The sequence below is a fragment of the Microbacterium suaedae genome, assembly GCF_003254645.1.
Taxonomy (GTDB): Bacteria; Actinomycetota; Actinomycetes; order Actinomycetales; family Microbacteriaceae; genus Microbacterium; species Microbacterium suaedae.
The window spans coordinates 815,277-832,298 of record NZ_PNFD01000001.1; the positions used below are offsets into that span (position 1 = coordinate 815,277).

Annotated in this window: 22 protein-coding genes and 3 tRNA genes; 3 read left to right on the top strand and 22 right to left on the bottom strand. The window is 66.5% G+C overall.

Annotation, left to right across the window (positions count from 1 at the left end):
• Positions 1-229 precede the first annotated feature (229 nt).
• Positions 230-1,042 carry a replication initiator gene (locus tag C0012_RS15855; protein WP_408631131.1) on the top strand — a complete coding sequence of 271 codons (813 nt, stop codon included), beginning with the start codon at positions 230-232 and terminating at the stop codon, positions 1,040-1,042.
• Positions 1,043-1,438: 396 nt separating this feature from the next.
• Here C0012_RS15855 and C0012_RS03710 read toward each other — a convergent pair whose 3' ends face one another.
• A complete protein-coding gene (locus C0012_RS03710) occupies positions 1,439-1,783 on the bottom strand; it encodes an HIT domain-containing protein (RefSeq protein ID WP_110589703.1) in 345 nt (114 codons plus the stop codon).
• 94 nt (positions 1,784-1,877) lie between these two features.
• On the opposite strand from C0012_RS03710, the gene C0012_RS03715 reads away from it, so the two are divergent.
• Complete coding sequence (locus C0012_RS03715; protein ID WP_110589702.1) at positions 1,878-2,432, top strand: site-specific integrase; 555 nt, start codon at positions 1,878-1,880, stop codon at positions 2,430-2,432.
• 188 nt (positions 2,433-2,620) lie between these two features.
• Here C0012_RS03715 and C0012_RS03720 read toward each other — a convergent pair.
• The 5 genes from C0012_RS03720 to C0012_RS03740 form a co-directional block, all read right to left on the bottom strand.
• Positions 2,621-2,694 (bottom strand) — tRNA-Met (locus C0012_RS03720).
• A 21-nt stretch (positions 2,695-2,715) separates the two neighbouring features.
• Positions 2,716-2,787, bottom strand: a tRNA-Thr gene (locus tag C0012_RS03725).
• An 82-nt stretch (positions 2,788-2,869) separates the two neighbouring features.
• Positions 2,870-4,234 carry a M23 family metallopeptidase gene (locus C0012_RS15650; protein ID WP_232527764.1) on the bottom strand — a complete coding sequence of 455 codons (1,365 nt, stop codon included), beginning with the start codon at positions 4,232-4,234 and terminating at the stop codon, positions 2,870-2,872.
• Between the two features lie 211 nt (positions 4,235-4,445).
• Positions 4,446-5,246: an inositol monophosphatase family protein gene (locus tag C0012_RS03735; RefSeq protein WP_110589701.1), complete on the bottom strand. Its 801-nt coding sequence runs from the start codon at positions 5,244-5,246 to the stop codon at positions 4,446-4,448.
• A gap of 168 nt (positions 5,247-5,414) precedes the next feature.
• Positions 5,415-6,524, bottom strand: coding sequence for a hypothetical protein (locus tag C0012_RS03740; protein ID WP_162621905.1), 1,110 nt, complete (start codon positions 6,522-6,524; stop codon positions 5,415-5,417).
• A 233-nt stretch (positions 6,525-6,757) separates the two neighbouring features.
• On the opposite strand from C0012_RS03740, the gene C0012_RS03745 reads away from it, so the two are divergent.
• Positions 6,758-6,839: transfer RNA gene (locus C0012_RS03745), tRNA-Tyr, on the top strand.
• 511 nt (positions 6,840-7,350) lie between these two features.
• On the opposite strand, the gene rplQ is transcribed toward C0012_RS03745, so the two are convergent.
• The 16 genes from rplQ to rpsH form a co-directional block, all read right to left on the bottom strand.
• Positions 7,351-8,028, bottom strand: a complete 678-nt coding sequence (gene rplQ / locus C0012_RS03750; RefSeq protein ID WP_110589699.1) for a 50S ribosomal protein L17, sunset domain variant — start codon at positions 8,026-8,028, stop codon at positions 7,351-7,353.
• 35 nt (positions 8,029-8,063) lie between these two features.
• A complete protein-coding gene (locus C0012_RS03755) occupies positions 8,064-9,056 on the bottom strand; it encodes a DNA-directed RNA polymerase subunit alpha (protein WP_110589698.1) in 993 nt (330 codons plus the stop codon).
• Positions 9,057-9,200: 144 nt separating this feature from the next.
• On the bottom strand, positions 9,201-9,599 hold the full coding sequence (gene rpsK, locus C0012_RS03760) for a 30S ribosomal protein S11 (protein ID WP_110589697.1): 399 nt from the start codon (positions 9,597-9,599) through the stop codon (positions 9,201-9,203).
• A 26-nt stretch (positions 9,600-9,625) separates the two neighbouring features.
• Positions 9,626-10,000 (bottom strand): 30S ribosomal protein S13, encoded by a 375-nt coding sequence (rpsM, locus tag C0012_RS03765; RefSeq protein ID WP_110589696.1) that lies wholly within the window; start codon positions 9,998-10,000, stop codon positions 9,626-9,628.
• Positions 10,001-10,158: 158 nt separating this feature from the next.
• The gene (rpmJ, locus tag C0012_RS03770; RefSeq protein WP_110589695.1) at positions 10,159-10,275 is read right to left on the bottom strand and encodes a 50S ribosomal protein L36; all 117 of its coding nucleotides are present in this window, start codon (positions 10,273-10,275) and stop codon (positions 10,159-10,161) included.
• A 64-nt stretch (positions 10,276-10,339) separates the two neighbouring features.
• Positions 10,340-10,558, bottom strand: a complete 219-nt coding sequence (gene infA / locus C0012_RS03775) for a translation initiation factor IF-1 (protein WP_110589694.1) — start codon at positions 10,556-10,558, stop codon at positions 10,340-10,342.
• Between the two features lie 150 nt (positions 10,559-10,708).
• The gene (locus C0012_RS03780) at positions 10,709-11,401 is read right to left on the bottom strand and encodes a DsbA family protein (protein ID WP_110589693.1); all 693 of its coding nucleotides are present in this window, start codon (positions 11,399-11,401) and stop codon (positions 10,709-10,711) included.
• Between the two features lie 25 nt (positions 11,402-11,426).
• Positions 11,427-12,278: a type I methionyl aminopeptidase gene (map, locus tag C0012_RS03785; protein ID WP_110589692.1), complete on the bottom strand. Its 852-nt coding sequence runs from the start codon at positions 12,276-12,278 to the stop codon at positions 11,427-11,429.
• Positions 12,279-12,289: 11 nt separating this feature from the next.
• The gene (locus tag C0012_RS03790) at positions 12,290-12,880 is read right to left on the bottom strand and encodes an adenylate kinase (RefSeq protein ID WP_110589691.1); all 591 of its coding nucleotides are present in this window, start codon (positions 12,878-12,880) and stop codon (positions 12,290-12,292) included.
• Entirely contained in the window at positions 12,877-14,199 is a 1,323-nt protein-coding gene (secY, locus tag C0012_RS03795) for a preprotein translocase subunit SecY (RefSeq protein ID WP_110589690.1), read from the bottom strand. The genes C0012_RS03790 and secY overlap by 4 nt, the downstream gene beginning before the upstream one ends.
• A gap of 120 nt (positions 14,200-14,319) precedes the next feature.
• On the bottom strand, positions 14,320-14,781 hold the full coding sequence (rplO, locus tag C0012_RS03800) for a 50S ribosomal protein L15 (RefSeq protein ID WP_408631132.1): 462 nt from the start codon (positions 14,779-14,781) through the stop codon (positions 14,320-14,322).
• The gene (rpmD, locus tag C0012_RS03805) at positions 14,778-14,963 is read right to left on the bottom strand and encodes a 50S ribosomal protein L30 (protein WP_110589688.1); all 186 of its coding nucleotides are present in this window, start codon (positions 14,961-14,963) and stop codon (positions 14,778-14,780) included. Before rpmD ends, rplO begins: the two co-directional genes overlap by 4 nt.
• A complete protein-coding gene (gene rpsE / locus C0012_RS03810) occupies positions 14,963-15,658 on the bottom strand; it encodes a 30S ribosomal protein S5 (protein ID WP_110589687.1) in 696 nt (231 codons plus the stop codon). Before rpsE ends, rpmD begins: the two co-directional genes overlap by 1 nt.
• Complete coding sequence (gene rplR, locus C0012_RS03815; RefSeq protein ID WP_110589686.1) at positions 15,655-16,014, bottom strand: 50S ribosomal protein L18; 360 nt, start codon at positions 16,012-16,014, stop codon at positions 15,655-15,657. The genes rpsE and rplR overlap by 4 nt, the downstream gene beginning before the upstream one ends.
• Before the next feature lie 2 nt (positions 16,015-16,016).
• Complete coding sequence (gene rplF / locus C0012_RS03820; protein WP_110589685.1) at positions 16,017-16,553, bottom strand: 50S ribosomal protein L6; 537 nt, start codon at positions 16,551-16,553, stop codon at positions 16,017-16,019.
• A 6-nt stretch (positions 16,554-16,559) separates the two neighbouring features.
• Complete coding sequence (rpsH, locus tag C0012_RS03825) at positions 16,560-16,958, bottom strand: 30S ribosomal protein S8 (RefSeq protein WP_110589684.1); 399 nt, start codon at positions 16,956-16,958, stop codon at positions 16,560-16,562.
• Positions 16,959-17,022: the final 64 nt, after the last annotated feature.

Here is a 17,022-nt window from a genome sequence, read left to right on the forward strand (position 1 = left end):
CTGCAGCGGTGTGTACACGCGGAACGCCGTCCAGAAACAGAAAGGCCCCGGTAAGAACCGGTGCCGATCTGGGATTGAAGTAGCAGGAGCGGGGCTTGTGAACCCGCGACCTCACGATTATGAGGCCTGAGACTCACCGCGAAATCTGCTGACGGAGGGGCTGTCCGACAGCCTAGAAGATCAGTTGCGGGAACGCTTCTGCTCGCGCCCGGTCGAGGTATCCCCCGGGTTGAAAGTACGGTGTGGATCGCGCCGCCGGTCGCAATGTCCGGCGTGTGCGTCGATCTGGGCGGGCGACTCGGCGAAGCTCGGTCGCAGTGGGTTTGAGGATGCGGACGGTCATCCGGTCGCCGGGTATCGGTTCCTGTTCCTGACACTGACGGCTCCCAGTTTCGGGCGCACGCACCTGGTCGCGAAGTGGGAACGCGACGAGGGTAAACGCTGCGGGTGTGGCGCGACGCATGGTCGGGACGAAACTGCGTTGCGAGGTCTGCCGCTCGATCTGAACGGGTACGACTACACCGGTCAGGTGAGGTGGCATCAGTCGCTCGGAAAGCTCTGGAACGTCACGGTAGGGCGGATGCGACGGCTGGTGCCGGACATGGAGTTCTACAGGGTTCTCGAGGCACAGGCTCGCGGCGCACTGTATGTCCACGCCATAGTGAGGATTCCCGAGTGGTCGAAGATGACGGCGGCTGAGTTGCTGGCCGAGGCGCAAGCGGCGACGACGGTTCGCGAAGGCGTGATTGTCCCGACTACCGGCGAAGTCATCACGGAGACGTATGCATGGGTCGAAGGGCGATGCGCGAGAGGTGAGGGCGCGGCACCGGGACGCGGACGGGGTTCTGCCGGACGAATCAGAGTCGCTGCTGCGCGTGCTCGGCTACACGTTGAAGACGCTCGTGAAGTACCAATTGAAGGATCTTTCGTTCGGCGGGCGCATGGAGGACATCACGCCGGAGCGGATGCGATTCATGCAACGCCTGACGGCTGCGGCACGGTGGGAACGGTGCCCTCGGTGCCCGGATGCTGGCGCTGCTAATCGCACGTCGCCAGGACACCGGCAATACGGGTTCGCGGGTCACGTTCTGAGCATGTCGCGGCAGATCACGAGAGAAGTTGAGGTGTCGCCCGGCGTGGTCGAAACCGTCGTGGTGCGTCCGGGATGGAGCTTCGCGGGTCTAACGCGCCGTCGGCTTAGGGAGCAGCGCCGCGCGTGGGTGGAGGCGAACGCTCCCGCCGATATGGGTAGCGGGTCGGATGCCTCGCAGGTGCAGCTTATGGAGTGGTTGAACGAGCGGCGGGCTGCACGGTGGGCTGAACGCACCTCGGGAGCTCTCGCACGGGCACCGCAACAGCTGGGGCGTGACGCATAGTGATTGATCATCATTGTTGAGATGCCGCGCGTCGGTCCTCGTCAATGCGTCAATCGCGTGGCTCAGGACACTTGCCTGAGCGGCTGACCCGCACGAATATGCACGTGCAGGTGCTTCGAGTCTTGATAGTCGCCGAGATTCGTCAGGACACTCGCCCCATCGTGACGGGCCACGACGTCTGCGGCGACCGACTGGATGACCTCTAGCAGCCTGGAGACCAGAACCGGGTCATCTAGCGTCAGCAACGACCCCACGTGGATCTTGGGCACGACGACAATATGCACCGGCCAGAAGGGGCGCGTGTGATGGAAAGCGAGCACATCACGATCCTCGAACACCACGTCCAGCGGCTCACGTCGAGGGATCGCCACGTCACAGTAAAAGTCGTTTCCGGAGTACCGCGCCACAACGACAAGTCTACGATGTGGGATTCGACACACGATCTGGCGGCGACGCTCGAAAGCCAATGGCAAGGGGTGGAACGCCCTGCGGCAGCCGTTGATGGTCGCTGTTGGCGTCGGATGTGCCCTCACTGTCGGGCGATGGGTTCTGGTGAGGGGAAGACGAGCGCGGCGAGAACGGCCGGAGGCCGCACGCGCAGCCGCGCTCGTTCTCGCCGACGCCCGGCGCAGCCGGTCGCTTGATCTGACGAAGGACACTCCGAACGGGCAGCGCACCCTTGCTGGCCTCGTTTACACCGGGCTGCGGCTTGGCGAACTGGTCGGCCTGCGATGGGCGGACGTGGACACTGATGCAGGGCTGCTGACGGTTCGGCGCACGTTCTCCCCTGACGGTAACGGCAAGCTGGTTGAGCGTCCGACGAAGAGCGGTCAAGTGCTCTCGGTGCCGATCCTCGATGAGCTGCAGCCGTGGCTGCCCCCGAACGACTTCGACCACGTGTTCACCGGGATCAAGGGCGGTGCGTTCGATTCGGGTAACCTCGCGCGGGCTGTCCGGTGGCACGCGATCCGCGATCAGATCACCACATTCCCCGACTCTGAGCCGCTCAGATTTCACGACGCTTACGTGGTTCGTGCGCCTCGGTGCAGCACCTGACGTCGTGCAACGTGTCGCCGGTCATGCGTCAGTGACAACGACGGAACTCTATACGCGGTCATCTTCACGAGCTGCTGCGCTCGCTCTGCGCGACCTTGCCAGTGCTCGAAATCGTGAGGTCGCTCCTGCTGCGGGAGGTGAAGCGGTTGAAACGACAAAACCCCCGATAAATCGGGGGTTTTCATCTGTAGCAGGAGCGGGGCTTGAACCCGCGACCTCACGATTATGAGTCGTGCGCTCTCACCAACTGAGCTACCCTGCCGCATGACAACGTGATGTTGCGAGCCCCGAGTCAGGATTGAACTGACGACCCCTTCCTTACCATGGAAGTGCTCTACCACTGAGCTATCGGGGCGTAGCCCTTCGCAGGGCAACCAGAAAATCGTACCAAAGGCGCCTGGGATCCTCGAATCAGGATCCGTCGGGCGTTGCGGGCCTCATCCGGACGTGTCGCTCGTGCCGAGCAACTGCCCCTCGAGGTCGGCGACTGCCGTGCGCTCGTCATCACTGTAGTGCCGGTTCGCGTGCTCCTCGAGCCACGGCACGGGATCGATCGCGGTGCCGTTGTAGCGGACCTCGAAGTGCAGGTGAGCACCGTAGGAGCGACCCGTGTTGCCCGTGAGGCCGATGATGTCGCCCACCTCGACGCGCTGCCCGGAGACGACACGCAGCGATCCGTACTGCATGTGCGCGTAGTGGGTGGTGACGAGCTCGCCGTCGATGACGTGATCGATGTACACGTTGACGCCGTACGCGCCACCCGCCTCCGTCGCCGTACGAACGACGCCGTCAGCAACTGCCTGGATCGGCGCACCCGATCCGGGCGTGAAGTCGACACCCTCGTGCATACGGCCCCAACGCCACCCGAAGGGAGAGCTCATGCTCGTCCCGACGGCGAAGGGCCACTGGATGTCGGCGGTCGGATCGTTCGTAAAGAACGCACCCGACGTGCTGATGCCGTCGGCCGAGGCGATCTCCCCGAAGCTCGACGCCTCATAGCCCTCAATGCGCTCGAGCGGCTCTGACTCGATGTCACCTCCGGCCACGTAGCCCTGCAGCTGCGATTCGACATCCTCGCTGCCGCTCGAACCGTCGGCCGAGCCGGCCTCGGTCGTGACCGCCGCGTCGGCCTGGGCGCCGGGACCGAAGGCCGTCGCAGTCAGCGGCAGCGTCGATCCGATCGCCATGAGAGCGACAGCGCCGACCGCCGCCGCCGATGCAGTCGCGGTGGCAAAGCGGCGGAACGGCGTGTTCAGAACTCGATGCGACGCCATCTCACGCCGGCGGGCCTGCTGGCGAGGCTCGCGGTTCTCGTGAGCCTTACCGCGCGCAGAATCTTGCCGCCCCGTGAACCTCAGGGCTTCGGCCGCCGCCGAGAACTCGTCGCGCGCCTCGCGCTCGCGCGGACCGGCCTGCGGGACGCCGTGCGCCGCACTTTCGCCCACACGCGGGGCTTCGCTTGCTGCGCGCTCGCCAGCGTGGGGGATGTCGCTTGCCGCACTCTCGCTGGACTGCAGGGCGCCGTGCGCCGTGGTGTCGCTGGACTGCGGGACGCCGCTTGGCGTGGTGTCGCCAGACTGCGGGACGCCGAGCGTCTCGCCCACAGCAGACCGCGGAATGTCACGCGCCACGGCCAGGGCCTCGTCGAACTTGTGCTCGACCGCGGGCTGCGTCTCAACCGTCACCGCAAGGCGCTGACGCTCCCGGAGTTCCCGGCGCGTCAGCGGGCGCGCGACGTCACCAGACCCCTCTGCCGCGGCGTCGGCGCGGCGCGAGCCGCGCAGAGGCGCGGCTTCAGGCACGGGCTGATCAGCAGTCAATCGGGCGCACTTTCGTCCTGTGCTCTTCGAAGGAGCAGTGAGTGAGGGGGTGCGTTCCTTGCGCTTGGGGGAGCAAAGTAACGAACAGGTAACTACTGTACGTGATCTTCGCTGAAGACGCCATCCACGACGCGCGGAGCTTCGAGCCTGAGCGGTGCGCTCTGCTCGTCGGACGTGATCCCGGCGGTGCGATTCACTCGTCGGACGTGATCCCGGCGATGCGATCAACGATCCGACCAACAAGCGACGCGTGGCCCGCGATGGTCATCCGACGGCCGAAGCGGTCGGCCGGCAGCTCACGCACGGATCCACCGGCCTCCTCCACGAGCAGGCCGCCTGCCGCGAGATCCCACGGCTTCAAACCACGCTCGAAGAAGGCGTCGAGGCGCCCGGCCGCGACGTAGCTGAGGTCGATCGCGGCGGCGCCGATGCGCCGCACATCGCGCGCCAGGGGCATGACGCTCTGCACCGTCTCAATATCGCCCTGATGGGTGCGTGGGTCGTACCCGAACCCCGTTCCGATCAGAGCGCCTGCCGGAAACTCGGTCGCCACATTCAAAGGAGTGGATCCCGAGGCCGAATCGAGGCGCGCGCCGTCGCCGCGTGCGGCGGAGAAGGTCTCGTCGAGCATGGGGACGCGGACGACTCCCGCAACAGCCTCCCCCTCTCGGACCGCCGCAACGCTGACCGCATAGCTCGGCATGCCCGACGCGTAGTTCACGGTGCCATCGATCGGGTCGACGACCCATGTCACACCGGAAGTTCCCTCCGCCGTACCGGACTCCTCGCCCAGGAACCCGTCGCTCGGGCGCTCGTTCGCGAGACGCGAGCGAATGAGCGCCTCGACCTCTCGGTCGGCCTCGGTCACGATGTCGGCGATCGTCGACTTGCTCGCGGCAACGCGCACGCCCTCCGCGCGGCGGCGCCGGGCGAGCTCCCCCGCTTCGGTCGCAATGTCGCGGGCCAGATCGCGCAGATCGAGTTCGAGGCTCATGACTCCCACGCTACCCGGCGCTCAGCGCGCGGCCATCAGGCCGGCGGCTCCCGCGCGTCCGTCAGGCCGACGGATCCTCACGCGTCCGTCAGGCCGACGGATCCTCGCGCGGCCGCCAGGCCGGCGGCTCCCGCGCGTCCGTCAGGCCGACGGATCCTCACGCGGCCGTCAGAGCGGCGGATCCTCGCGCGACGGAGCCTGCGGCATTGGTGGAACGGGCGGGATCGGGGGTTTCGTCGGAGCCGCCTGCGACACCGGGTCAGTGGGACGGGGCGGGACATCCGGAGTGTCGGGGGCACCCTGAGGCTCCGGTGACCCCTGGGCCGACTGCGACGCGGCAGCAGAAGGAACGCCCGGAGCGCCGAGGCCACCCTGGGGCTCGGGTGAGCCCTGAGCCGACTGTGACGCGCCGTCATACGGAGTGCCCGGAGCGGGCTGCGAAACCATCGCGCCGGGAGCAAACGGGCGCGGACCGGGCTGCGGCACTGCGGAACCGGCAATGGCGGGGGCCGGCCGAGGCACCGGGGCGAAGGAGCGCGACCCCGGTGAGGGAACCCCTGTGCGCTGTGCGTCGAAGTCGGGCTGACCGTCGGGGCGCATCGGCAGGGGCGTGACGCCGTCACCGTAGGTCGGCCACGGAAGCAAGCCTCCACCCTGGACCTGGCCCGGCGCGTGAGGGGCACGCGGGGCCGCGGGCCTGCGTGGCGCGAAGAGCGCCCCCACGAGCGGCACGAGAGCCGTACCGACGGCACCGAGAATCGCGAGCGACACCATGATGCGGCCGTAGATGTCAGGAAGCTCGATCAGCTCGAACAGGGTCAGCGGCACGAGAGCCATCACGAGGAGGGCCAGGACAAAGACCGTCGTTGCCAGCACCAGGGACCGCGTGAACGTCGTGACATACCGCGCGTGCACCTTCCACAACAGTCGCTGATGCAGCAGCGCGAGCTGGAGGAAGCCGATGATGAGAATGAAGTTCCACACCTTGATGGGCCCCGACCACACGCTTGCCGGCGTCCAGATGAGTGTCAGGCCGCAGACCAGCGCCAAGACCCACGACGTCATACTCGCAACGACGAGCCAGGGCGGGCGGGCATACGCGAGGTGTGAGTCGAGCAAAGCGGCACCGGCGAACGCTGCGAGCAGCAGGATCGTCAGGAATGCTTTCGGGATCACGTCGCCCTCGGGCGACATCAGAACCCAGACGACACAGACGATCGCGCCGGCGATGAGTGCGCCGATCGCGACCCACATTGCGCCGCGCAACAGGCGCGGCATCCCCGGGCCTTCCTCATGAGAAGTCGGGCCTGACGGCTGCGGATTCGGTGTCGACATGTCTCCCCCTCGTTGGTCGGATCCATCCTCGCACCGTCACGCCTTCCCTGTGACAGCAACTCCTCCGATCCGCGTCGGGCACGCCCGGGCAACGCGATTTCCCGCAGCGGCGGATCGCGCGTATGATGAATGATCGCGCCTCCGGTCGGCTGAATAAGTCGGGCGGGTGCGCATTCGGCGAGTTGCCCGAGCGGCCAAAGGGAGCTGACTGTAAATCAGCCGCGGAATGCTTCAGAGGTTCGAATCCTCTACTCGCCACCCTCAGACCTCGCCCCGGATCTCAACAGATCCGGGGCGAGGTCGTTTTGCACCCGGCCTCCGCTTCCCCGCCCGCGCCGGCGTCGGATCCTTCCGGACCGCACCGCGCGGGCGTCGGACCGACGCCCCCGTACGACACCACCCCACCGCGTGTCACGCACAACGGAGGACCGCCGGGCGGCCGACTCCGACGCTCGCGCGGTGGACGTGGAACGGATCCGACGCCCGCGCGGTAAACGGGTCACGGACCCGACACCCACACCGTGACCGAGTCCGACGCCCGCACCCCCACCGTGCGCGGGCGTCGGACTCGTCTCAGCCTCCCCGCGCCAGCGTCGGACCAACGACCCCGTACGACACCACCCCACCGCGTGTCACACACAACGGAGGACCACCGGGCGGCCGGATCCGACATTCGCGCGGTGGACGTGGAACGGATCCGACGCCCGCGCGCCGCGCGCACGCAGAAGGCCCCCGGACGAACCCGGGGGCCTTCTGTGTGGTGCGGGTGTCAGCGGGCGAAGCCGGCGGCCTCCGCTGCCTCAACCGTGCGGAAGTACACGTCGGCCTTGACCTGCGCGTACCCACCGTCACCGGGGGCGTAGAACTTCTTCGTCTGCTTCTTGCCCTTGACGTCGAAGCCCTCGGGCGCCGATCCGTCCTCGAGCGGCTCGGCGACGTCGTCGCTGGCCTCAGCGTCGGCGGCGGGCGCCTCATCGGCGGCCGACTCCTCGGCGGGGGCCTCTGCGGCCTCCTCGACGACCTCGGTCTCCTCGACCTCGGCGGCGGGCGCCTCGTCGGCGACAGGAGCGGCGTCCGACTTCGGCGTCACGGCCTCGAGCACGAGCTCGATGACGGCCATGGGGGCGTTGTCACCCTTGCGGGGGCCGATCTTCACGATGCGCGTGTAGCCACCCTCGCGGTCGGCGACCTGCGGCGCGATCTCGGTGAAGAGAACGTGCACGGCCTCCTTGTTGCGGAGGATCGACAGCGCACGGCGGCGCGAGGCGAGGTCGCCGCGCTTGCCGAACGTGACGAGTCGCTCAGCCACGGGACGCAGGCGCTTCGCCTTGGTCTCGGTGGTCTTGATCGACTTGTTGATGAACAGCGCCGACGCGAGGTTCGCGAGGATCAGACGCTCGTGGGCAGCGCCGCCACCGAGGCGGGCACCCTTCGTGGGCTTAGGCATGTCTCAATACTCCAGTATCGAAAGAGTCGGATGGATCAGAGCGTCTCGTCGTTCTCGTAACCGCCGTAGAAGTTCGAGCCCTCGAATCCGGGCACCGAGTCCTTCAGCGACAGTCCGAGCGAGGTGAGCTTGTCGCGCACCTCGTCCACCGACTTCTGTCCGAAATTGCGGATGTTCATGAGCTGCGTCTCCGAGAGGGCGACGAGCTCGCTGACCGTGTTGATTCCCTCGCGCTTGAGGCAGTTGTACGAGCGAACCGACAGGTCGAGGTCCTCGATCGGCATCGACAGCTCGTTCGAGAGAACCTGCTCGACGGGCGCCGGGCCGATCTCGATGCCCTCGGCCTCTTCGTTCAGCTCGCGCGCGAGACCGAACAGCTCGACGAGCGTGCGTCCGGCCGACGCAACGGCGTCACGAGGGGCGATGGAGGGCTTCGTCTCGACGTCGAGCACCAGCTTGTCGAAGTCGGTGCGCTCGCCCGCACGCGTCGCGTCGACGCGGTAGGCGACCTTGACGACCGGCGAGTAGATCGAGTCGATCGGGATCTGACCGGCCTCGGCGTACTCGTTGCGGTTCAGGCCCGCCGAGACGTAGCCGCGACCGCGCTCGATCGTGATCTCGAGCTCGAACTTCGCGTTGTCGTTGAGCGTGGCGATGACGAGCTCGGGGTTGTGCACCTCGACGCCCGCGGGAGCGGAGATGTCAGCCGCCGTGACCTCGCCCGCGCCCGTCTTGCGGAGGTACGCGGTGATGGGCTCGTCGCGCTCGCTCGAGACGACGAGCTGCTTGACGTTGAGGATGATCTGCGTGACGTCCTCGACCACACCGGGGATCGTGCTGAACTCGTGCAGCACGCCGTCGATGCGGATGCTCGTGACGGCAGCGCCGGGGATCGACGACAGCAGGCTGCGGCGCAGCGAGTTGCCGATCGTGTAGCCGAAACCGGGCTCGAGCGGCTCGATGACGAACCGGCTGCGGAACTCGGAGATCTTCTCCTCGGTCAGAGTAGGACGCTGTGCGATGAGCACTATGTGTTCCTTTCGATCAAGTGCCCGCTATATGACACTTGTTGAATGAGGTCTTGAATTGTGACTCCTGCGCGATGCGATCGCGCAGTGGGAACGACGTGGCGCCGGGGTGCGGCGGCTGGCCGCACCCCGGCGCGAAGTTGCTCAGACGCGACGGCGCTTCGGCGGACGGCAGCCGTTGTGTGCCTGCGGCGTGACGTCCTGGATCGAGCCGACCTCGAGGCCCGCGGCCTGGAGCGAGCGGATCGCGGTCTCGCGGCCCGAGCCCGGGCCCTTCACGAAGACGTCGACCTTCTTGACGCCGTGGTCCTGCGCCTGACGCGCGGCGGACTCGGCAGCCATGCCGGCGGCGTAGGGCGTCGACTTGCGCGAGCCCTTGAAGCCCACGCCACCCGAGGAGGCCCAGCTGAGCACGGCACCCGACGGGTCGGTGATCGAGACGATCGTGTTGTTGAACGTCGACTTGATGTGGGCCTGGCCCAGCGCGACGTTCTTCTTTTCCTTGCGGCGCGGCTTGCGCGCGGCGGACTTCGGTGCAGCCATGGTGTTCTCCTAAACCTTTACGCGCCTCAGCGTGCCTTCTTCTTACCGGCGACCGTGCGCTTCGGGCCCTTACGGCTGCGAGCGTTGGTCTTGGTGCGCTGGCCGCGCACGGGGAGGCCACGGCGGTGGCGGATGCCCTCGTACGAACCGATCTCGACCTTGCGGCGGATGTCTGCGGCGACCTCGCGGCGCAGGTCACCCTCCACCTTGTAGGTGCCCTCGATGTGGTCGCGCAGTGCGATGAGCTGGTCGTCGGTGAGGTCCTTGACGCGGATGCTCTCATCGATGCCCGTAGCGGCGAGAATCTCGCCCGAGCGGGTACGTCCCACGCCGTAGATGTACGTGAGTGCGATCACCACGCGCTTTTCGCGCGGGATGTCGACGCCGGCAAGACGTGCCATGCGGTTTCTCCTCGTGATATGTGGAGGTGTGGAGCAGGATCGGTGCCCGGGCCTCCGCCCCGAGGTGTCCCCCGCAGGCGATGCCTGACGGGTTCTGATCCTGCCGAAAATGTGGAGTTGTCGTGCTCTCTGAACCTCTGCCGCGAAGCGGCAGAAGTTCAGCCCTGGCGCTGCTTGTGGCGCGGGTTCGACTTGCAGATGACCATCACGACGCCGTGGCGACGGATCGTCTTGCAGCTTTCGCAGATGCGCTTGACGCTGGGCTGGACCTTCATGATGTTCCTATCGCTGTCTTCGTACCCGAGGAGACCCCGGGCCGTTACTTCTCGGTCGGACCGATCAGCGGTAGCGGTAGACGATGCGGCCGCGCGTGAGGTCGTAGGGACTCAGCTCCACGACAACGCGATCCTCGGGGATGATGCGAATGTAGTTCTGCCGCATCTTCCCGGAGATCGTGGCGAGCACCTTGTGACCGTTCGTCAGCTCGACGCGAAACATCGCGTTGGGCAACGACTCGGACACTGTGCCTTCGATCTCGATGACACCGTCTTTAGCCATAGACTCGCTAACCTTCTGAGCAGACCGACCGGTCTGCGGTGAATGAGTGGATCAGCATCTCCGCGCGCGCATGCGCAGGCGCAAGACACCAAAGATCCATGATAGACGACGCGCCCGAGCCTTTCAACTCGGGCGCGTGTCGACGTGGTATCAGTCGAGGTTCGCGACGATGTCCGTCTCGGCGTTCATCGGCACAGACAAGGAGATGATCTCGTCATTGATGAGGAAGGTGGGCGTCGAGGGGCGCGTCTGGCCCTCCGCAATCGGAATCTCTTCCGACCTCTGGGTGACGAAGTCCATGTAGTCACCCTCGGAGATGCAGCTGGCCGCCCCGCTCGCACCCGCATCTTCGGCGTAGCCGATGATCTCGTCATCGGAGAGGCCCTCGCTGCTCTCGGCGGGCTGGTTCCGGAACATCAGGTCGACGAAGGGATACACCGCTTCACCGTTGTCCTCTGCCACGCAGTACGCCGCGCTCGCGGCACGTGTCGAGAACTGCGTTCCCTGCGACATGTTATCCAGGATGGAGATCGGGTGGATGTTCAGCGTGATGTCGCCGCTCTCGACGAGATCCGTGAGGGTGTCACCGTATGCGTCGTGTGCCTGGCCACAGAACGGGCACATGAAGTCGATGTACTCGGAGACCGACTGCTCGCCGTCGCCGATCGCGATCGCGCCCGTCTCCTCGTTGACGACGCCCGCGGCGGGCGCCTCGGCCGGCGCACTGGCGGTGCGGTTCATGAAGTACACGAGAACGCCGACGGCGACGACCGCCACCACGACGACGATCGAGACGACGATCGCGAAGACGCTCCGGTTCTTGGCTGCTGCTGCCATCATCATGTGAGTGAGACTTTCGTGGTGGGTGTCAGGGAATGGGGGTCGGCGTCACGCCGAACGGGGCGAGACCCTCCGCGCCCCCGTCTGGGGCGGTGAGGACCCAGATGCCCTCAGCATGCACGGCAACGCTATGTTCCCAGTGTGAGCCGGAAGATCCGTCGACCGTCGTAATTGTCCACTCGTCGTCCTCGACGAAGACTTCTTCGCTGCCGGCCGTCATCATCGGCTCGACACAGATACAGAGGCCCGGCTTGATCTCGGCTCCGCGCCCGGGCGTCGCGTAGTGAAACAGCGTCGGATCCTCGTGCATCTTCCGGCCGATGCCATGCCCGACGTAGTCACGCAGGATGCCGGCGGGCTGCCCCGTCGAGGGCAGCGGATTCGCCTCGATGTGATCCTGGATCACGGCGCCCACCTGCCCGAGATGCGACGAGGAGGCGAGTGCCGCGATGCCGGCCCACATGGATCCGCGCGTCACGTTCGAGAGCTCCTGTCGCTGCGCGACAAGGCTCGGATCCGCGGGCTCCCCCGGCACGATGAAGGTGCGGGCTGAGTCGCCGTTCCAGCCCTCGGGCGTCTCCGCACCGCAGTCGACCGACACGATGTCGCCCGGCTCGAGAACCCGATCGCCCGGGATCCCATGTACGACCTGCTCATTCACCGAGACGCACACCGTGTGGCGGTAGCCCGGCACGAGCTGGAAGTTCGAGTGCGCGCCGCGCGCGACGATCGCCGCCTCGGCGATCCGGTCGAGCTCGCCCGTCGTGATTCCGGGGCGGATCGCGCCCGCGACCGCGTCGAGCGCCGCCGCGGTGATCTCGCCCGGCGCGATCATGCCGCGCAGCTGCGCCGGCTTCTTGTAGATGGAGCGCCGGAACATGCGAGGGAGAATCAGACCGCTCGCTCGAGCCCGCGCGCGTCAAGCGCCGCGAAGATGCCCGCCGTGATGTCGTCGAGCGAACCGACGCCGTCGACGCGGATGACGATGCCGCGCTTCTCGTACGTGTCAATGATGGGCGCGGTCTCGGACTCGTAGATGTCGAGGCGGTGCGCGACCGCCTCCTCCGTGTCGTCGCTGCGGCCCTCGATCCGAGCCCGCTCGGTGATGCGGGCGATCGACTCTTCGCGCGGCACGTCGAGGAGGATCACGGCGTCGAGGCTCTCGCCGCGACCACCGAGGAACGCGTCGAGGTACTCGACCTGCGCCGCGTTGCGCGGGTAGCCGTCGAGAAGGAAGCCCTGAGCAGCGTCGTCCTGCGAGAGGCGATCGGCGACGATCTCGCCCGTCACGTCATCGGGGACGAGGTCGCCGGCGTCGGTGATCGCCTTGACCTTCTGACCGAGCGGTGTGCCGTTCTTGATGTTCGCGCGGAAGATGTCGCCTGTCGAGACGACCGGAATGCCGTACGCTTCGGCGACCCGCACGCCCTGCGTGCCCTTGCCCGATCCCTGCGGGCCGACGATCAGAAGCCTGGAGGTCATCGGAGGAGCCCTTCGTAATGGCGCTGCTGAAGCTGCGCGTCGATCTGCTTGACGGTCTCGAGACCCACACCGACGATGATGAGGATCGAAGCGCCGCCGAACGGGAAGTTCTGGTTCGCCTGGACGGTCGCAAGCGCGATGAGCGGGATCAGCGCGACGAGGCCCAGGTAGATCGAACCGGGGAAGGTGATGCGCGTCAGCACGAAGTCGAGGTACTCGGCCGTCGGACGTCCGGCGCGGACGCCCGGAACGAATCCGCCGTACTTCTTCATGTTGTCGGCGACGTCGACCGGGTTGAACGTGATCGCGACATAGAAGTAGGTGAAGCCGACGATCAGCAGGAAGTAGACCGCCATATAGAGAGCGTGATCGCCCGTCGTCAGGTAGTCGTTGATCCAGATCACCCAGGCGGGAGGCGCCGTTCCGTCGGTCGGGGTGTTGAACTGCGCGATGAGCGCCGGGATGTACAGCAGCGAAGAGGCGAAGATGACGGGCACGACGCCGGCCATGTTGACCTTGATCGGAATGTACGTATTGGTGCCGCCGTAGGTGCGACGCCCCACCATGCGCTTCGCGTACTGGACGGGGATGCGGCGCTGAGACTGCTCGACGAAGACGACCAGGCCGATGATGACGACGCCGATCACGAGGACGAGCAGGAAGATCTCGAAGCCCTGGGCGGCCCAGATGGCGCCGAGCGCCCCCGGGAACGTCGCAGCGATCGACGTGAAGATGAGCAGCGACATGCCGTTGCCGACACCGCGCTCGGTCACAAGCTCGGCCATCCACATCACGAGGCCCGTACCGGCGGTGAGCGTGATGATGATCATGCCCTGCGCGACCCAGTTGGTGTTGGTGAGCAGGTTGTTGCACTCGGCGACATCGGTCGTGCCGAACAGCTGGCCCGAACGCGCCACCGTGACGAGAGTCGTCGACTGGAGCAGCGCCAGCGCGATCGTGAGGTAGCGCGTGTACTGCGTGAGCTTCGCCTGGCCCGCCTGGCCCTCCTTGTGGAGGGTCTCGAAGTGCGGGATCACCACGCGCAGCAGCTGGGTGATGATCGTGCCGGTGATGTACGGCATCACGCCGAGCGCGAAGATCGACAGCTGCAGCAGCGCGCCACCGGAGAAGAGGTTGACGAGGGAGAGCAGTCCATCCGCGCCCGACGTCTGCTCAATACAGCTCTGCACGTTCGGATAGCTGACGAAGGGCGCCGGAATGTGCGCGCCGAAACGATAGATGGCGATGATGCCGAGCGTGAAGCCGATCTTCCGACGCAGGTCGGGGGTGCGGAAGATCCGCGCGATAGCGCTGAACAAGAAACTGCCTCCCAGAAACGGATGGTGATCGCGCGAGAGCGCACACCAGCCACCAGACTAGCCGAAAAGGGCCGGGAGCTTCTCGCTCCCGGCCCTCCCGGTGAAACGCGCGATCGCGCGTTACTTGATCGAACCGCCCGCGGCCTCGATCTTGGCCTTCGCCGACGCCGACACCTTGTCGACGGAGACGTTCAGGGCCACGGAGATGTCGCCATCTCCGAGAACCTTGACGAGCGAGTTCTTACGCACGAGCCCCTTCGCCACGAGGACGTCGGAGGTGATGTCGCCGCCCTCGGGGAACGCCTCGGCGATCTTGCCGAGGTTGACGACCTGGTACTCGGTGCGGAACGGGTTCTTGAAGCCGCGAAGCTTCGGTGCGCGCATGTGCAGCGGCATCTGGCCACCCTCGAAGCCGGGACGCACCGTGTTGCGGGCGCGCGTTCCCTTCGTGCCTCGACCCGCCGTCTTGCCCTTCGACGCCTCACCGCGACCCTTACGGGTCTTCGCGGTGTTCGCGCCCGGGACCGGACGGAGGTGGTGAGCCTTGAGCACGCCGGGGCGCTCGTTGTTCTCAGCCATCAGTCGATCTCCTCAACCTCGACGAGGTGAGCGACCGCACGCACGTAGCCGCGGGTCTGTGCGTCATCGGGGCGGACAACCGCGTCGCCGATGCGCTTGAGACCGAGGCTGCGCAGCGTGTGACGCTGGTTCTGCTTCTCGCTCACCTTGGACTTGATCTGCGTGACCTTCAGACGCGCAGCCATCAGGCACCTGCCTTCGCAGTAGCGGCGGCGGCCTCGGCCTCCGCACGGACCAGACGCGCCGGAGCGACCTGATCGAACTCGAGACCGCGACGCGCGGCGACCGCACGGGGCTCCTCGAGCTGCTTCAGCGCCGTCACCGTCGCGTGGACGATGTTGAGCGTGTTCGACGAGCCGAGCGACTTCGAGAGCACGTCGTGGATGCCGGCGCACTCGAGCACCGCACGCACCGGACCACCGGCGATCACACCGGTACCGGCCGAGGCGGGACGAAGCATGACGACACCGGCCGCCTCCTCGCCCTGCACGGGGTGCGGGATCGACTGGCCGACGCGCGGAACGCGGAAGAAGTTGCGCTTCGCCTCCTCGACACCCTTCGAGATCGCGAGGGGAACCTCGCGCGCCTTGCCGTAGCCAACGCCCACGAGGCCGTCACCGTCGCCGACGACGACGAGCGCGGTGAAGCTGAAGCGACGACCACCCTTGACGACCTTCGACACGCGGTTGATCGTGACGACGCGCTCCAGGAACTGGCTGTCGTTTCCGCGACCGCGGTCGTTTCCACGACGGTCGCCGCGCCCGCCGCGTCCGCCGCCGCGGCGGTCCTGACGCTGATCCTGGCGCTGCTCGGTCTGCGCCTCGGCGGGCGCGCTCTGACCGGCTTCGGTGGTCACTTCGGTCTCCTTGTTGTCACTCACAGGCTCAGCCCTCCTTCGCGGGCGCCGTCGGCGATGGCCGCAACGCGTCCGGCGTAGCGGTTGCCGCCGCGGTCGAACACGACGGTGTCGACACCGGCCGCCTTCGCACGCTCAGCGACGAGCTCGCCGACCTTGCGCGCCTTGGCGGTCTTGTCGGACTCGGCCGAGCGGAGCTCGGTCTCGAGGGTCGACGCAGAGGCCAGCGTGTGGCCCTGAGCGTCGTCGATGACCTGCACGAAGACGTGGCGCGCCGAGCGCGTCACGACGAGACGGGGGCGCTCCGCGGATCCCACGACCTTCTTGCGAAGGCGAGCATGGCGACGCGAGCGCGCAGCGGACTTCGACTTCACAGCCATGATTACTTACCAGCCTTTCCGGCCTTGCGGCGGACCTGCTCGCCGGCGTAGCGCACGCCCTTGCCCTTGTACGGCTCGGGTCGGCGAATCTTGCGGATGTTCGCGGCGCACTCGCCCACGGCCTGCTTGGAGATGCCGTTGACGGTGATCTTGGTGTTGCCCTCGACCGCGAAGGTGATGCCCTCCGGCGGCTCGACGGTGACCGGGTGCGAGAAGCCGAGCGCGAGCTCGAGGTTCGAGCCCTTCTGCTGCACGCGGTAACCCGTGCCGACGATCTCGAGGCCCTTGGAGTAGCCCTGCGTGACGCCGATGATGTTGTTGTTGATGAGCGTGCGAGACAGGCCGTGCAGTGCACGCGACTCGCGCTCGTCGTCCGGGCGGGTGACGAGGATCTGGTTCTCCTCGACCTTGATCTCGATGGGGCTCGAGACGGTGAGCGAGAGCTCACCCTTCGGGCCCTTGACCGAGATGTCCTGGCCGTCGATGTTCACCTCGACGCCCGCGGGAATGTCAATGGGAAGCTTGCCGATACGCGACATTGTCGATCACCACACGTAGGCGAGAACTTCTCCGCCCACGCCCTTCTGCTCGGCCTGACGGTCAGTGAGGAGACCGCTGGAGGTGGACAGGATGGCGACGCCGAGGCCACCGAGCACCTTGGGGAGCTCGTTCGACTTCGCGTAGACGCGGAGGCCGGGCTTCGACACGCGCTTGATGCCCGAGATCGACCGCTCGCGGTTGGCGCCGTACTTGAGCGTCAGCGTGAGGTTCTTTCCGACGCGCGCGTCGGACTCCTCCCATCCGGAGATGTAGCCTTCCTGCTCGAGCATCGTCGCGATGTTCTTCTTCAGCTTGCTCGACGGCAGCGTGACCTGTTCGTGGTGCGCCGAGTTCGCGTTGCGCAGACGGGTCAGCAGATCTGCGACCGGGTCTGTCATGGTCATATGAGATTTCCTTTGTTCATGAGGTTTCGGCTGCCGTTACACGACAGACGACCTTCCACGACGT

What these genes read in the sequence shown, in the direction of transcription:
- C0012_RS03715 (WP_110589702.1), top strand. Translation starts at nt 1,878, where the DNA reads ATGGTCGCTGTTGGCGTCGGATGTGCCCTCACTGTCGGGCGATGGGTT.
- C0012_RS03735 (WP_110589701.1), bottom strand. Translation starts at nt 5,246, where the DNA reads ATGAGCCTCGAACTCGATCTGCGCGATCTGGCCCGCGACATTGCGACC.
- C0012_RS03740 (WP_162621905.1), bottom strand. Translation starts at nt 6,524, where the DNA reads ATGCCGCGCCTGTTGCGCGGCGCAATGTGGGTCGCGATCGGCGCACTC.
- rplQ (WP_110589699.1), bottom strand. Translation starts at nt 8,028, where the DNA reads ATGCCTAAGCCCACGAAGGGTGCCCGCCTCGGTGGCGGCGCTGCCCAC.
- rpsK (WP_110589697.1), bottom strand. Translation starts at nt 9,599, where the DNA reads ATGGCTGCACCGAAGTCCGCCGCGCGCAAGCCGCGCCGCAAGGAAAAG.
- rpsM (WP_110589696.1), bottom strand. Translation starts at nt 10,000, where the DNA reads ATGGCACGTCTTGCCGGCGTCGACATCCCGCGCGAAAAGCGCGTGGTG.
- rpmJ (WP_110589695.1), bottom strand. Translation starts at nt 10,275, where the DNA reads ATGAAGGTCCAGCCCAGCGTCAAGCGCATCTGCGAAAGCTGCAAGACG.
- infA (WP_110589694.1), bottom strand. Translation starts at nt 10,558, where the DNA reads ATGGCTAAAGACGGTGTCATCGAGATCGAAGGCACAGTGTCCGAGTCG.
- C0012_RS03780 (WP_110589693.1), bottom strand. Translation starts at nt 11,401, where the DNA reads ATGATGATGGCAGCAGCAGCCAAGAACCGGAGCGTCTTCGCGATCGTC.
- map (WP_110589692.1), bottom strand. Translation starts at nt 12,278, where the DNA reads ATGTTCCGGCGCTCCATCTACAAGAAGCCGGCGCAGCTGCGCGGCATG.
- C0012_RS03790 (WP_110589691.1), bottom strand. Translation starts at nt 12,880, where the DNA reads ATGACCTCCAGGCTTCTGATCGTCGGCCCGCAGGGATCGGGCAAGGGC.
- rpmD (WP_110589688.1), bottom strand. Translation starts at nt 14,963, where the DNA reads ATGGCTGCGCGTCTGAAGGTCACGCAGATCAAGTCCAAGGTGAGCGAG.
- rplR (WP_110589686.1), bottom strand. Translation starts at nt 16,014, where the DNA reads ATGGCTGTGAAGTCGAAGTCCGCTGCGCGCTCGCGTCGCCATGCTCGC.
- rplF (WP_110589685.1), bottom strand. Translation starts at nt 16,553, where the DNA reads ATGTCGCGTATCGGCAAGCTTCCCATTGACATTCCCGCGGGCGTCGAG.
- rpsH (WP_110589684.1), bottom strand. Translation starts at nt 16,958, where the DNA reads ATGACCATGACAGACCCGGTCGCAGATCTGCTGACCCGTCTGCGCAAC.